Here is a 14,159-nt window from a genome sequence, read left to right as displayed (position 1 = left end):
CCACTGCCATGACTTCGGGAGCACCGATGACCGCCACGCCCCCCACCACCGCCACCTCGACGACGGACAGCCCGTCGTCGGCGACCCCCGCCGCCCGGGTCGTCGACTTGCACAAGGTCTACGGCAAGGGAGAGGCGCAGGTTCGCGCCCTCGACGGCGTCAGCATCGACATCGCGCGCGGAGAGTTCACCGCAATCATGGGCCCCTCCGGCTCGGGCAAGTCGACGATGATGCACTGCGCGGCCGGCCTCGACGCGGTGACCTCTGGTGAGGTCTACATCGGGGACGTCGACATCACCCGGCTCAAGGACAAGGCGCTGACCCTCCTGCGTCGCGACCGGATCGGGTTCGTCTTCCAGGCCTTCAACCTCATCCCCACGCTCAACGCGGAGGAGAACATCCTGCTGCCTCTCGCCATCGCCGGGCGCACGCCGGACCCTGCCTGGTTCGACACCGTGATCGACACCGTCGGCCTGCGTGACCGGCTCAGCCACCGGCCGAGCGAGCTCTCCGGTGGCCAGCAGCAGCGCGTCGCCTGCGCGCGGGCGCTGGTCAGCAAGCCCGAGATCGTCTTCGCCGACGAGCCCACCGGCAACCTCGACTCGACGTCGGGGGCCGAGGTGCTGGGGTTCCTGCGCCGCAGCGTCGACGAGTTCGACCAGACCATCGTCATGGTCACCCACGACGCCAATGCCGCCGCCCACACCGACCGCGTGGTCTTCCTCGCGGACGGCAAGGTCGTCGACGAGATGCGTGAGCCCACTGCCGAGAAGATCCTCGAGCGGTTGGCGCACCTGTCCGCGCAGGCCGGCGCCTGACATGTTGCGTGCCAGCTGGAAGAGCCTGATGGGCCGCAAGCTGCGGCTGTTCATGAGCGCCTTCGCCATCATCCTCGGCGTCTCGTTCGTCTCGGGATCGCTGATCTTCACCGACACGCTCGGGAAGGCCTTCAGCGGGATCGTCGACACCGTCGGCGACGTTGTCGTGCGCCCCGACAGCGTGAGCGGCGACTTCGACAGCGCCCCTTCGTCGGCCACCATGCCGGGGGCCATGGTCCGCGACCTCGCGTCCGTGCCCGGGGTGGCCCGTGCCGACGGCAACGTCACCGACCCCACCACCTTCGTCGTGTCCACGAAGGGCAAGCTGATCGGCGGTCAGGGTGCCCCGGGGTTGGGCCTGTCCTGGAACGACGCACCGACGGCGGCGGGTGAGCCCCCGGCATACATCAAGCAGGGGCGCTCGCCCAACAGGAAGGGTGAGGTCGTCCTCGACGCCGGCACGGCGGAGCGAGCCGGCTACAGGATCGGCGACGAGGTCACGCTGGCCACCAGCAGCCCGACGCCGATCGTCCGCGCCACCCTGGTGGGGCTCGCCGAGTTCAAGTCGGGTCTCGTGGGCGCGACCCTCACCTTCTTCGACACCAAGACCGCCCAGGAGCTGTACCTCGGTGGCAGGGACGAGTACACCGACGCGTGGGTCACGGCCAAGGACGGCGTCAGCCAGGAGGACCTCGCCAAGGCCGTCCAGGCCAAACTGCCCAAGGGCTACGAGGCCGTCACCGGCAAGGCCGTCGCCAAGGAGTCGCAGAACTCGATCAACCAGGCGCTGTCGTTCATCAACACGTTCTTGCTGGTCTTCGCCGGGATCGCGCTGTTCGTCGGGTCGTTCCTCATCGTCAACACCTTCTCGATCCTGGTCGCCCAGCGCAGCCGCGAGCTCGCGTTGTTCCGCGCCCTCGGCGCCGCTCGCAAGCAGGTGACGCGGTCGGTGCTCTTCGAGGCTTTCGTCGTCGGTCTCGTCGGTGCGACGCTGGGACTCGGCCTCGGCTTCGTCCTGGCCCTGGGGATCAAGGCGCTGTTCGCGCAGTTCGGTCTGGACCTCAGCGGGTCACCTCTCGTCTTCGAGTGGACCACCGCCATGTGGTCGTATGCCGTGGGGCTGCTCGTGACGATGGTCGCCGCCTACCTGCCCGCGCGCCGCGCCGGCAAGATGCCGCCGGTGGCCGCGATGCGCGACGACGTGGCCCTGCCCGAGTCGGCGCTGCGCTGGCGCCTGCTGGTGGGCACCGTGCTCATGGTCGGTGGGCTGGTGGCCGGCTACCTCGGTGCCTTCACCGACATCGACCACTCGGCGCTCTACGTCGGTGGTGGTGTCTTCGGGCTGCTGCTCGGCGTGGCGCTGACGAGTCCGGTGATCGGCCGTCCGGTGATCGCCGCCTGTGGCTTCGTCTACCGACGGTTGTTCGGCACGGTCGGGGTGATGGCCGAGCAGAACGCCGTCCGCAACCCGCGTCGCACCGCGGCCACGGCCTCGGCCCTGATGATCGGCCTGACCCTGGTGTCGATGATGTCGGTGTTCGGGGCGTCGGCCAAGGCGAGTGTCGACAAGTCGATCGCGCAGAACTTTGTCGCCGACTACGTCGTGTCCAACGCGATCGGTCAGCCGTTCTCGTCTGCGATCACGGCCGAGGTGGCCAAGGTCCCGGGCGTCGAGGTGGCCACCCCGGTGCGCTACACCGTGTTCAAGAAGGGCGGGGACACCCAGTTCGCCGCCGCGGTCGACCCGGCGACGTTCGCTCGGGCCGTGCCCATAGAGGTCCTGCAGGGCAAGCTGTCCGGCCTCACCGGAAACACCGTCATGCTCACCGACAAGTCCGCCAAGGAGCTGGATCTGGGGCTCGGTGACACCGTCAAGGCCTCGATCGCCGCCGGCAAGGAAGCCAGCTACACCGTCGCCGCCATCTACAAGTCGATGGAGGCCATGGACATCCCCGTGCTGACCTCGATCGCGACCGCCACCGCGAACGGACGGCCGGAGCAGGACAGCCTGACGTTCGTCGTGCGTCAGCCCGGGGCCGACAAGGCGGCCATCGAGGCCGGCATCGACAAGGTCATCGCCGACCTGCCGACCGTCACCCTCAAGGACCAGGACGCGTTCGCGGCAGAGCAGCGCAAGCCGATCGACCAGCTGCTCTACATGATCTACGCCCTGCTCGGCCTGGCCGTCATCATCGCGGTCCTGGGCATCGTCAACACCCTGGCCCTGTCGGTGATCGAGCGGACCCGCGAGATCGGGCTGCTGCGGGCCGTCGGGCTCAGCCGCCGCCAGCTGCGGACGATGCTGCGGCTGGAGTCGGTCGCGATCGCCCTGCTGGGAGCCGTCCTCGGCGTGCTTCTGGGCCTCGGCGCCGGCTGGGGTCTGCAGCGCTCGCTGGCCGACGACGGCATCGATGTGCTGGCGATCCCCGTCCCGCAGCTGGCGATCTTCGTGGCGCTGGCCGGTGTGGTGGGCGTGCTCGCGGCCCTCTGGCCCGGACGTCGGGCCTCCCGGCTCGACGTGCTCAAGGCCATCACCACGGAGTAGTCGGTCGACCGCGTGACGCGTGGCCCGGACCAGCACGGTCCGGGCCGCGCCCTCACCGCAACGCGACGTCAGCTGAACATCCGCAGCGTCTGCGCCTCGGTCTCGGCGTAGTGCGCTCCCGCGGCGGCCAGCACGCCGCCGATCGAGTCGAGCGAGGCGCGCACCTGCTTCTGGGTGCCCTGCCACTCGGCGACCAGGGACTGGAACCGCGCGGACGCCGTGCCGGTCCACGCCCCCTGCAGGCCGTTGAGCCGCGCCATCATCGCCGTGACCTGGCCGTCGATCTCGCTGGAGATCCGGGCGATGTCGCCCGACGCGGCGTGGATGCGCTCGGTGTCCACCGTGAACTGTGCCGACATGGTTGTCCTCCTGACCCGTGCGGTGCCCCCATGACATCCGCCTGCGTCGAGGCTAGGCACCGGGGCGAGGTCGGCCCGGGGTTATCCACAGGGCCGACCATGGCGCGGTAGCGTCAGCCGGGTGACGATCTGGATCGACCCGCCCGCCTGGCCCGCCCACGGTCGGCTGTGGTCCCACCTCGTCAGCGACACGTCCTATGACGAGCTCCACGATTTCGCTGCGGCCCAAGGGATCCCGCGCCGCGGGTTCGAGGGCGACCACTACGACGTGCCCCAGGAGAGCTATGCCGCCCTGGTCGCTGCCGGCGCCGCCCCGGTCGACGGGCGGGAGGTCGTGCGGATCCTGCAGCGGAGCGGCCTGCGGATCCAGAAGCGCAAGCACGAGCGCGTCGTGCGGGCGGTGCCAGGCGCGTCCTGGCTGCCGCCGGGTTCGCGGGCCGACGTCATCGCCTCCCGTCAGGACGACCCGCCCGCCAACACCGTCCTGGTGCGGCTGGCCCTGGTGCGCGGGCAGGACCTGCTCGTCGTCGAGCGGTCGGACAGTGGCTGGGACCTGCCATCCCGAGCCGTGCGGGACCAGACGCCGGCGGAGGCGCTTGCTGCACTCGTCGAGGACGTGATGGGCTTACCGATCTCCTTGTCGCCGACGCTGCTGGGCTACGTCCGCAACACCGTGCCGTCACCCGACCCCGGCTATCCGTGGCCGGTCCCCAAGGCGTGCTTCGCCGTCTACTCCGACCGGCTCGCGCAGGGAGATGAGCCGAGCCATGCCACCTGGTTGGCACTCGATCGCGCGGAATCCGAACTGTCGCAGCGTCATTGGTGGCCCTTGACCGAGAGGCTGGACCGTGGCTGATCCGGGGGACCGACTCGTCGCCGCGGTTTCCGGAGCGACCTTCGCCGACGGCTCGGTGGCCGACGTCGAGCTGTGGGCGTCGACCGTGCCGGCTGCCGACGACAGCGTCTTCGTGGCCACGGTGGTGGTGACCGATGCGATCGATCGGTATGCCGTGGCCTACAGTCCGCGGCGCCGCGAGTGGAGCATTCCGGGCGGCTGGCGAGAGCCCGGTGAGTCGGTGGTCGAGTGCGCACTTCGTGAGGTCGAGGAGGAGACCGGCCTGCGGCTGGACCCGGCGACCCTGCGGGTCTTCGCGCACGAGGACTACACCCCCGTCTCCCGTCACGGGCTGTGGCCCGAGGGCGGAGGGTCGATGCAGGTCTTCCGTGCGCGGATCCCTGTGGTGGGAAGCGATCTCGCCGCGTCCGAGCCGGACGCGGTCGACCCGAAGTGGGTGAGTGCCGAGGAGTTCGAGGCCCTGTCAGGGCGGCAGTTCTGGTGGCCCCTGGTGGCTGCGGCCATGACCGCGGAACCCTGACGGGCTTCAGCCGGTGAGCAGGCTCAGCTCGGCCGCGAGGTTGGTGCGGGCGGCGTCCTCCCAGTTCTCCCGGGCGAACGCCGTGGCGTAGATCGACTCGCGGTCGATGAAGGGTCGCAGGATCGCCGCCCGGGCGGACGCGAAGACGTCGTCGGGCACGGCGGCATACTCCTGGCGCACCTGGACGGTGTACTCGTCGTAGCGACCACGCGGGGCGCTGAGGATCCACAGGTCGGCGTCGTGGAAGGCGGCGGCCAGTCCGTCGTGGGCCAGCTCGTGGGTCTGCGTGGCGAGGACGAGGTCGCGCACGACCTCGATGTCGTCCTCCGCGAAACCGAGAGCGCTGAGGTCGCGGACGGCCAGCTCGGCGCTGTGGATCTCGTTGTCACCGGGGGCCGTCGTGGGGTCGTAGACCGCATCGTGGAACCATCCGGCCATCCGGCCCAGTGCTGCCTCACGAGCGGAGATGACGTGGGCGCGCTCCAGGTCCTCGAGTGCCCAGAACAGCTCCACGAGGTGTCGTGTCGTGTGATAGCTGCGGTGCTCCTCGTCGAGCCTGCGCACCAGGTCGGACCCGATCGCCAGGACGGCGTCCGAGTGCGCGCTCGGGGCGAGCTCGGCGACGTCGAGCTTCCACCACGTGATGAGGGCCGGCACGGGCCGAGTCTGACAGAGCCCGGGCCCGCTCGGGCCTGAGTCGCGCGACACGGGCCTGGCTAGGGCCGTTGCGCGAGCTCGGCGGGCAGCGGCTCGGCGTGGACGACGGTGAGGGCCGAGACGGCTCGGGTCAGCACGACGTAGAGCCGCCGCAGCCCGGTGCGCTGGTCGGGCTCGGCGGCGGCGATGGCGGCCGGCTCGACGACGATGACCCGGTCGAACTCGAGGCCCTTGGCGACGGTGGCCGGCACGACGTCGACCTGGTGGTCGATGTCGCCGTGGTCCTGCCCGAGCACGCCGTGGTCGATGCCTTGGCGGGCCAGGGCCTTGGACACCTCGGCCACCAGGTCGTCAGGGGCGATGACGCCGATCGACCCCGGCTCGACGAGCTCGCCGGCCACGACGTCGGCGGTGCGCGCCAGGAGGTCGCCGGACGTCACGGCGACGAGGTCGAGCCGACCTCGGTTGTCGCGGACCGACACGGGGGCGCCGAGGCCCGGCGCCATGTGGGGGAGCAGCTGGGCGGCGTACTCGATGACGCTCGCCGGGACACGGAAACCCCGGTCGAGGACCTCGACGTGGCTGCCGGACTTGCCCAGGTGGTGCAGTGAGGACTCCCACGAGTCGGTGGCCCACGGCGTCGTCCCCTGGGCGATGTCGCCCAGCACCGTCGCCGCACCGGTCGAGCACCGCCGGCCGACAGCCCGCAGCTGCATGGGGGACAGATCCTGCGCCTCGTCGAGGACGACGTGCCCCAACGACGGTGTGCGGGCGATGTGGTCTCCGAGCTCGTCAAGCAGCACGGTGTCGGGCCGTGACCAGCGGACGGTCCCCTTGGAGCGAGCCGGGTTGTCCCACAACAGGATCCGGCGCTCGTCGTCGGTCAGCAGGTCCTGCGAGTGGCGCGCCAGCACGTCGGGGTCGGATAGCAGGGAGAACAGCACGGCCTTGGCGTCGAGCGCCGGCCACAGGGTCGAGACGTACTTCTTCACGATCGCGCTGCGGGCCACCTGGTCCTGCACGCGGTCGTCGGGTGAGTCGCCCGCGCCCTCCATCTGCAGGAGGACCGCGTGGGCGAGTCGCTGGGGCAGCATCTGGCGCGCCGCGTCGTAGCGCACGCCCCTCGCCTTCAGCTCGTCCAGGATCTCGTTGACCTCGTATGCCGGGACCCGCCACTTGCGCACGCCCCTGGGCACCACGAGTGGTTCGGTCGCGCGCTGCACCGCCGACCACACGGCATACCGGAGCACCTCGGCGAGGCGTGCATCGCCTTTGAGCACAGCGGTTTCGGTGCTGTCGGCGCCACGGACGGGCACGGACGCGACCAGTTCCTCGATCGTGGTGTGGCCGACGGCCACCTCCCCGAGGGCCGGCAGGACGGCGCCGATGTGTTCGAGGAAGGCACGGTTCGGGCCGATCACGAGGACCCCGGACCGGGCGAGGCGGTCGCGGAAGGCATAGAGCAGCCAGGCGGCTCGGTGCAGGCCCACGGCGGTCTTGCCCGTGCCCGGCGCCCCTTGGACGCAGATCGTCTGGTCTGCCCCTGCGCGGACGATCTCGTCCTGCTCGGGCTGGATGGTGGCGACGATGTCGCGCATCGGCCCGACGCGAGGACGCTCGATCTCCTCGGCCAGGATCTGGCTTCGGATGTCGTGCTCGGCCCGGTCCTGGAGGTGCTCGTCCTCGTAGGCCGTGATCGCGCCGTGGTCCAGCCCGAACCGGCGCCGGAGCACCACGCCCATCGGCTCGGTCCGCGAGGCGCGATAGAACGCTGTCGACATCCCGGCGCGCCAGTCGATGACCAGCGGGTCGCCGGCCGAGTCCGCGACGTGGCGACGCCCGATGTACCACCGCTCGTCGGTGTCGGTGTCGATCCGGCCGAAGAACAGCGTGGTCGACGGGTCGTCCTGGAGTGAGGCGGCCCGCAGGTGCAGCGTGCGGGCGAGGTGCTCGGCGGAGATCGGGTCGTGCGCCTGGATCTTCAGCGACAGGGTCTGCTCGCGCATCCGGGTGAGGGCTTCGCGCGCGGCGACGAGGTAGTCCTGCTCGCGCCTGAGTTCGGGGGCTGGCGCGGGTGCAGACACAAGGGTCTACCTTGCCACCGAGCGACCCCCGCGTCGAACGGTTTGTATCAACAGCTGGTGCGTCAGCCGCCGGTGCGGTGACCGATGCGGTGACGGATGCAGTGATGGCCGGGCCGGGCGCTCTCGGAAAGGAGACGAGGCGCCCGGCCCGGCCGGGGGAGGACCAACCGTCAGTTGGTCGCCGCCGCCTTGGCCACGAGCGTCGCGGTGAGGTTGAGCTGCTTGCCGTTGCGCAGCACGGTGAGGGTCACCTTGTCGCCCACGGCGCGTTCGCGGATGTTGGCCACGAGCGACAGCGCCGAGTCGACCCGCTCGGAGTCGACGGCGGTGACCACGTCGCCCTTCTGGAGGCCGGCGTCGGCCGCCGGGGTGTTGGCCGAGATCGCGGTGATCTCGGCGCCGGCGCGCTGGCTGGTGCCGTCGGAGGCCGTGCCGTCCCCGAGGCTGACCCCGAGGAAGGCGTGCTCCGCCTTGCCGGACATGATGAGCTGCGAGGCGATGCTCTTGGCCTCGTTGGCCGGGATGGCGAACCCGATGCCGATGCTTCCGCTCTGGCTGCTGCTCGACGAGCCGAGGCTGGCGATGGCGGAGTTGATGCCGATCAGCTGGCCCGACGCGTTGACGAGCGCGCCACCGGAGTTGCCCGGGTTGATGGCCGCGGAGGTCTGGATCGCGTTGGTCACGACGGAGTTGCCGTCGGTGCTGGTCTGGGGCTGGCTGTCCTGGCCGGGCAGGCTCTGGCCGAACGGGTCCTGCTGCTGGCTGTCGTCCTCGGCGGCGGTGGTGACCGGGCGGTTCAGCGCGCTGACGATCCCGGTGGTGACGGTCCCGGCGAGGCCCAGCGGGTTGCCGATCGCCATGACCGGGTCGCCCACCTTGATGTCGTCGGAGTTGCCGATCGCGATCGGCTTGAGGTCGTTCGGGGCGCTGCTCAGGGTGATGACGGCCAGGTCGGTGCTGGGGTCGGTGCCCGCGATGGTGGCCTTGTAGGTGCGTCCGTCGTTGAGGGTCACCGTGATGCTGGCGTTCGAACCGGCGCCGCTCACCACGTGGTTGTTGGTGAGGATGTGGCCCTTGGCGTCGATGACGACGCCGGACCCCTGTGCCTCGCTCTGGCCCGACTTCACGGTGATGGCGACGACGCTCGGGGCGACGGCGGCCGCGGTGGCGGTCCAGTTGGGGTTGGTGGCAGAGGCCTGGACCACCGGGCCGGCGTCCGTGCCGCGGCCCAGGGTCGACGTGCTCGCAGCGGAGGAGGACTGCGAACCGTCGGTCAGCTGGGCCGCGGCGTAGGTGCCGCCGCTCGCGAGGAGGGCGGCGAGCGCCGCGACGGCGGTGAGTTCCGTCAGTCGACGCCGTTTGCCCGGCTGGGCAGGCTCTGCCCCGTCCCGAGTGGGAAAGGATGGGGGCGGCCCAGCCGGAGTCTGGGAGAACGGCGGGTATGCCGGGGAGGCACCCGCCGCCGGAAGTGTTGGATTTCCTGCTACGCCCGGAAGTGTTGGATCTCCTGCTACGCCCGGAAGTGTTGGATCTCCTGCTACGCCGGGAAGTCCGAGCGCCGCGTGGTCGCGCGGGAGCTCCCGGGTGCGGCCGTCAGGGGTCGTGATCTCCTGCGTCTGGCCGAACCAGACCGGGGCCGTCGGCTGTTGGGGAGGCTGCGCGCCGTCACCGGTGGTGTCCGGTCGGGTGTCCGGGTGGATCTGGGTCATGGCGTTCGCGCTCCTTGGTGTGGCTTGGTGACCCTGAGTCAACCGGCCCAACGTCAAGGGGTGCTGGGCGCTGCCTGAGAGTTGCCTGTGGGCAGCTCCACGATGAACGTGGCACCGCCGCCGGGGGTCTGGGCAACGCCGATCCGTCCCTGGTGCGAGTTGACGATGGCCGCGGCGATGGCCAGCCCGAGACCGTTGCCGCCACCGGTGCCGCGCACCCGCGACGGGTCGGCGCGGTAGAACCGCTCAAAGACCTTGCGGGCCTTGTCGGGATCGACTCCCGGCCCGTGGTCGCGCACTTCGACAACGATGTGCTGGTCGGATTCCCTTGTGCCCACAGCGATTTCGAGAGGTGAGCCACTTGGGGTGTGGTTGAGGGCGTTGGAGACGAGGTTGGCCAGGAGCTGGCGCAGCTTGGCGTCGTCCCCGGGCGCCACCGTCGGACCCAACGGCCCGGACAACCCGGAGACGGCGATCTGGCGGGTGGGATCGATGGCGCGGGCGTCCTGCGCGGCGTCAGCCGCGAGCACCGTCACGTCGACCGGCGCGAAGCGCAGCGGTCGCTGGTCGTCCAGGCGGGCCAGCACGAGCAGGTCCTCCACCAGACCGCCCATCCGGGTGGCCTCGCCCTCGATCCGCGTCATCGCGCTGGCCACGTCGGCCGGCTCGCTGACGGCGCCCTGGCGGTAGAGCTCGGCGTAGCCCCGCACCGCCGCGAGCGGGGTGCGGAGCTCGTGCGAGGCGTCCGCGACGAACTGCCGCATCCGCTCCTCGGAAGCCTCACGGGCGGCGAAGGACTGCTCGATCTGGGCCAGCATCACGTTGAGCGAGCGGGACAGCGAGGTGACCTCGTCCTTGGCGGTGCGGGTGGGGATGCGGCGCGCGAGGTCACCGTCGGCGATCGCGGCGGCGGTGTCCTCGATCTGGCGCAGGGGACGGAAAGCCCGGTGCACGGCATACCAACCCACGAGGCCCATCGCGCCGAGAACGACGAGACCGATGAGCAGCTCCACGAGGATCAGCCGGTTCACGGTGTGGTTGACGTCGTTGAGGGGAACGGCGACGACGAACGTGGCAGACCCTCCGCCGATGCTGCCGGCCACCGCCCGCCACTTGAGGGGTGAGTCGACAGATCCGATCGTGAAGGGCTTGCCATTGCGGACGCGTGCGTCGGCGAGGGGGAGGGCGCCGACCCGGGGCAGGGCATCGGCCGTGCTGGATCGCACCGTGATCGGGTCCTCGCCGTCGGTCGGCACGAGGACGAAGGCGTAGTTGCTCGGCAGCCTGGCGTTGCTGCTGCCCCGGACGACGGCCGACAGGGCCTGCCGGGCGATCGGCGCCGCCGCGATGCGCAGGTCGGTGTCGATCCGGCTCATCAGGTCACGTCGCATGAGGGCGGCGGTGGCGCCGGCGGTGAGCGTCAGGGCGGCGAGCAGCAGGGTCAGCAGCACCGCGACAAGGCGCACCCGGAGCGGGAGGTCCTCCAGGCGCTGCCGGACGCGGTCTCCGGTCGACTCCTTTGCCGGACCGGCGACAACCGTCGCGGGAACCGTCCCTGCCGCGGACGTTGGCGTTCCCACTAGGCCTCCGGCGGCTTGCGCAGCACGTAGCCGACGCCGCGCTTGGTGTGGATCAGCGGCGGCACACCCTCGAGGTCGATCTTGCGGCGCAGGTAGGAGATGTAGGACTCGACGATGCCGCTCTCGCCGCGGAAGTCGTAGTCCCAGACGTGGTCGAGGATCTGGGACTTCGACAGGACCCGGTTGGGGTTGAGCATGAGGTAGCGCAGGAGCTTGAACTCGGTGGGGGACACGTCGATCGAGCGGCCTCCCCGGCTCACCTCGTGGGAGTCCTCGTCGAGCTCGAGGTCCTCGAAGCGCATCGAGGCCCCTTCGTCCACCTCGCCCCTGGTGCGCCGCAGCACCGCGCGGATCCGGGCGACGACCTCCTCGAGGCTGAACGGCTTGGTGACGTAGTCGTCGCCGCCGACGGTGAGCCCCTTGATCTTGTCGTCGACCGAGTCGCGCGCGGTGACGAACACGATGGGCAGCTGGCGACCGGTGTCCCGCAGCTTGCGGGTCACCGTGAAGCCGTCCATGTCCGGGAGCATCACGTCGAGGACGACCAGGTCGGGTTCGTGGACGGTCGCGAGGTGGAGGGCCGTGGCGCCGTCGGCAGCCACGTGCACCTCGAAACCCGCGAAGCGCAGTGAGGTGGCGAGCAGCTCGCGGATGTTGGGCTCGTCCTCGACGACGAGGAGACGGGCCTCGGGGTGCGCAGTGGTCACGCCTCAGTGTCCGTGCGGAGTCTGGGAGTTTCCTGTATGCCGTCTGGGCGAGTCGGGAGTGAGTGACGGGTCAGGCGGTGGCGTCGACGTCGTCGGCGTCGACGATGCGGTAGGAGTAGCCCTGCTCGGCGAGGAAGCGCTGGCGGTGCGCGGCGAACTCGGCATCCACGGTGTCACGGGAGACGACCGTGTAGAAGTGTGCGGTCCGTCCGTCCCCCTTGGGGCGCAGCACCCGGCCGAGCCGTTGGGCCTCCTCCTGGCGGGAGCCGAAGGTGCCGGACACCTGGATGGCCACGCTGGCTTCCGGGAGGTCGATCGAGAAGTTCGCGACCTTCGACACCACGAGCAGGCTGATCTCGCCGACGCGGAAGGCCTGGAAGAGCTTCTGGCGCTGGGCGACCGGTGTCTCACCGGTGATGACGTCGGCGTCGAGCCGCTCGGACAGCTCGGCCAGCTGGTCGAGGTACTGGCCGATGACCAGGGTGGGCTCGCCGCGGTGCTGGGCCACGATGCGCTCGACGACGGGGTTCTTGACCGGGCTGCACGAGGACAGCCGATAGCGGTCCTCCGGCTCCGCCACGGCATACGCGAGGCGATCGGCATCGGGGAGGGTGACGCGCACCTCCACGCAGTCGGCGGGCGCGATGTAGCCCTGCGCCTCGATGTCCTTCCACGGAGCGTCGTAGCGCTTGGGGCCGATGAGGGAGAACACGTCCGCCTCGCGGCCGTCCTCACGCACCAGGGTCGCGGTGAGCCCGAGCCGGCGACGGGCCTGGAGGTCTGCGGTCATCCGGAAGATCGGGGCCGGGAGCAGATGCACCTCGTCGTAGATGATCAGGCCCCAGTCGCGGGCGTCCAGCAGGTCGAGGTGGGTGTAGACGCCCTTCCGGCGGGTGGTGAGCACCTGGTAGGTCGCGATGGTCACCGGTCGGATCTCCTTGCGGGCACCGGAGTACTCGCCGATCTCCTCGTCGGTGAGCGAGGTGCGCTTGAGCAGCTCGTCGCGCCACTGCCTGGCCGACACCGTGTTGGTCACGAGGATCAGGGTGGTCGCCTTGGCCACGGCCATGGCGCCCGCGCCGACGAGGGTCTTGCCGGCGCCACAGGGCAGGACGACGACCCCCGACCCGCCGTGCCAGAACCCGTCGACCGCCTGCTGCTGGTAGGGCCGCAGGGCCCAGTCGGCGTTGTCGAGGGCGATCGGGTGGGCCTCCCCGTCGACGTAGCCGGCCTCGTCCTCGGCCGGCCAGCCGACCTTGAGCAGCTCCTGCTTGAGGTGGCCGCGTTCCGAGGGGTGCACGACGACGCGGTCGGCGTCGAGGCGCTCACCGATCAGCGGCTTGATCTTCTTGTGCCGCAACACTTCCTCGAGCACCGGCCGGTCGGTGGTGCGCAGCACCAGGCCGTGCTCGGGATCCTTCTCCAGCGTCAGCCTGCCGTAGCGATCCATCGTGTCGGCGACGTCGACGAGCAACGCGTGCGGCACGGCATACCGGCTGAAGGTGATGAGGGCGTTGACCACCTGCTCGGCGTCGTGACCTGCTGCGCGCGCGTTCCACAGGCCCAGCGGGGTCACCCGGTAGGTGTGGATGTGCTCGGGGGCGCGCTCGAGCTCGGCAAACGGGGCGATCGCCCGGCGCGCCTCCTCGGCGCGGGGGTGGTCGACCTCCAGCAGCAGCGTCTTGTCGCTCTGGACGATCAGGGGGCCATCAGGCATGACCTAGTACGACGAGTCGTAGGTCGTGGTGCCACTCGTCACGGCGAACGCGATGACCAGGCCGACGGCGATCACGGACAGCGCCAGCCCCACGCCGAAGGCGATCCAGCCCCACTTGGTGAACTTGGCCGACGCGGTCGGGTCGTCCTTCTTGGTCGCCGCGATGATGCCGAAGACCAGCGCGACGATGCCGAAGCCGCAGCCGAGCGTGGTCAGGCCCGAGACCACGAGGAGGGCGATGGTGTTGCCACTGAGCGACCGCGGTGTGGCATAGGTGGGAGCGCCGTAGCCCGGAGCGCCGTACACCGGTGCGCCGTAGGGCGGAGCGCCGGGGGGCGGAGGACCTGCGTAGCCCCCTTGGACCTGACCCTGGGTGGGGTACTGCTGACCCCCGTAGGGGTTCGGCTGTCCCGCTCCGGGAGCGCTGGCGTACGGGTTGGGCGGCGGTCCGGGCGGTGCGGGCTGCGCAGGCGGGCTCGCCGGGGAGGCGGGCGCCGACGGGATCGGCGGCACTTCCTGGGTCTGGTTGGTCTCGATCGGCGCCGTGGGGTCGCGGAACTCGGGGGTCTCGTCGTTGCGTGGTGTGTCGCTCATCGTGCGTCCCTTC

The 14,159-nt window shown here is 70.5% G+C and carries 12 protein-coding genes; 4 read left to right on the top strand and 8 right to left on the bottom strand.

All coding sequences use genetic code 11. The annotated features are described in order from the left end of the window. The first annotated feature begins 26 nt into the window (after positions 1–26). Both AC1DYG_RS13940 and AC1DYG_RS13935 read left to right on the top strand, forming a co-directional pair. Positions 27–818 (top strand): ABC transporter ATP-binding protein, encoded by a 792-nt coding sequence (locus AC1DYG_RS13940; protein ID WP_477640470.1) that lies wholly within the window; start codon positions 27–29, stop codon positions 816–818. A gap of 1 nt (position 819) precedes the next feature. After that, a complete protein-coding gene (locus AC1DYG_RS13935; RefSeq protein WP_477640469.1) occupies positions 820–3,363 on the top strand; it encodes an ABC transporter permease in 2,544 nt (847 codons plus the stop codon). Between the two features lie 68 nt (positions 3,364–3,431). Here the strand turns inward: AC1DYG_RS13935 and AC1DYG_RS13930 are convergent, their stop codons facing one another. Continuing rightward, positions 3,432–3,722: a WXG100 family type VII secretion target gene (locus tag AC1DYG_RS13930; protein WP_477640468.1), complete on the bottom strand. Its 291-nt coding sequence runs from the start codon at positions 3,720–3,722 to the stop codon at positions 3,432–3,434. Positions 3,723–3,843: 121 nt separating this feature from the next. On the opposite strand from AC1DYG_RS13930, the gene AC1DYG_RS13925 reads away from it, so the two are divergent. Further along, positions 3,844–4,578: a DUF4031 domain-containing protein gene (locus AC1DYG_RS13925; protein WP_477640467.1), complete on the top strand. Its 735-nt coding sequence runs from the start codon at positions 3,844–3,846 to the stop codon at positions 4,576–4,578. Further along, the gene (locus AC1DYG_RS13920; RefSeq protein WP_477640466.1) at positions 4,571–5,098 is read left to right on the top strand and encodes an NUDIX hydrolase; all 528 of its coding nucleotides are present in this window, start codon (positions 4,571–4,573) and stop codon (positions 5,096–5,098) included. Before AC1DYG_RS13925 ends, AC1DYG_RS13920 begins: the two co-directional genes overlap by 8 nt. A gap of 6 nt (positions 5,099–5,104) precedes the next feature. Here AC1DYG_RS13920 and AC1DYG_RS13915 read toward each other — a convergent pair whose 3' ends face one another. The 7 genes from AC1DYG_RS13915 to AC1DYG_RS13885 all read right to left on the bottom strand — a co-directional run bounded on the left by AC1DYG_RS13915 (position 5,105) and on the right by AC1DYG_RS13885 (position 14,146). Then, complete coding sequence (locus AC1DYG_RS13915; RefSeq protein WP_477640465.1) at positions 5,105–5,755, bottom strand: HD domain-containing protein; 651 nt, start codon at positions 5,753–5,755, stop codon at positions 5,105–5,107. Between the two features lie 59 nt (positions 5,756–5,814). Next, a complete protein-coding gene (locus tag AC1DYG_RS13910) occupies positions 5,815–7,839 on the bottom strand; it encodes a HelD family protein (RefSeq protein WP_477640464.1) in 2,025 nt (674 codons plus the stop codon). Between the two features lie 170 nt (positions 7,840–8,009). Further along, positions 8,010–9,548, bottom strand: a complete 1,539-nt coding sequence (locus AC1DYG_RS13905; protein ID WP_477640463.1) for a S1C family serine protease — start codon at positions 9,546–9,548, stop codon at positions 8,010–8,012. A 53-nt stretch (positions 9,549–9,601) separates the two neighbouring features. After that, positions 9,602–11,014, bottom strand: coding sequence for a sensor histidine kinase (locus AC1DYG_RS13900; protein WP_477640462.1), 1,413 nt, complete (start codon positions 11,012–11,014; stop codon positions 9,602–9,604). A gap of 113 nt (positions 11,015–11,127) precedes the next feature. After that, positions 11,128–11,835, bottom strand: a complete 708-nt coding sequence (locus tag AC1DYG_RS13895; RefSeq protein ID WP_477640461.1) for a response regulator transcription factor — start codon at positions 11,833–11,835, stop codon at positions 11,128–11,130. A gap of 70 nt (positions 11,836–11,905) precedes the next feature. After that, positions 11,906–13,552 carry a DNA repair helicase XPB gene (locus tag AC1DYG_RS13890; protein WP_477640460.1) on the bottom strand — a complete coding sequence of 549 codons (1,647 nt, stop codon included), beginning with the start codon at positions 13,550–13,552 and terminating at the stop codon, positions 11,906–11,908. 3 nt (positions 13,553–13,555) lie between these two features. After that, the gene (locus AC1DYG_RS13885) at positions 13,556–14,146 is read right to left on the bottom strand and encodes a hypothetical protein (protein ID WP_477640459.1); all 591 of its coding nucleotides are present in this window, start codon (positions 14,144–14,146) and stop codon (positions 13,556–13,558) included. Positions 14,147–14,159: the final 13 nt, after the last annotated feature.

The organism is Pedococcus sp. P1_H8 (assembly GCF_056405175.1).
Note: the sequence above shows the minus strand (reverse complement) of the source record. Positions and strands in the feature narration are given on the sequence as shown.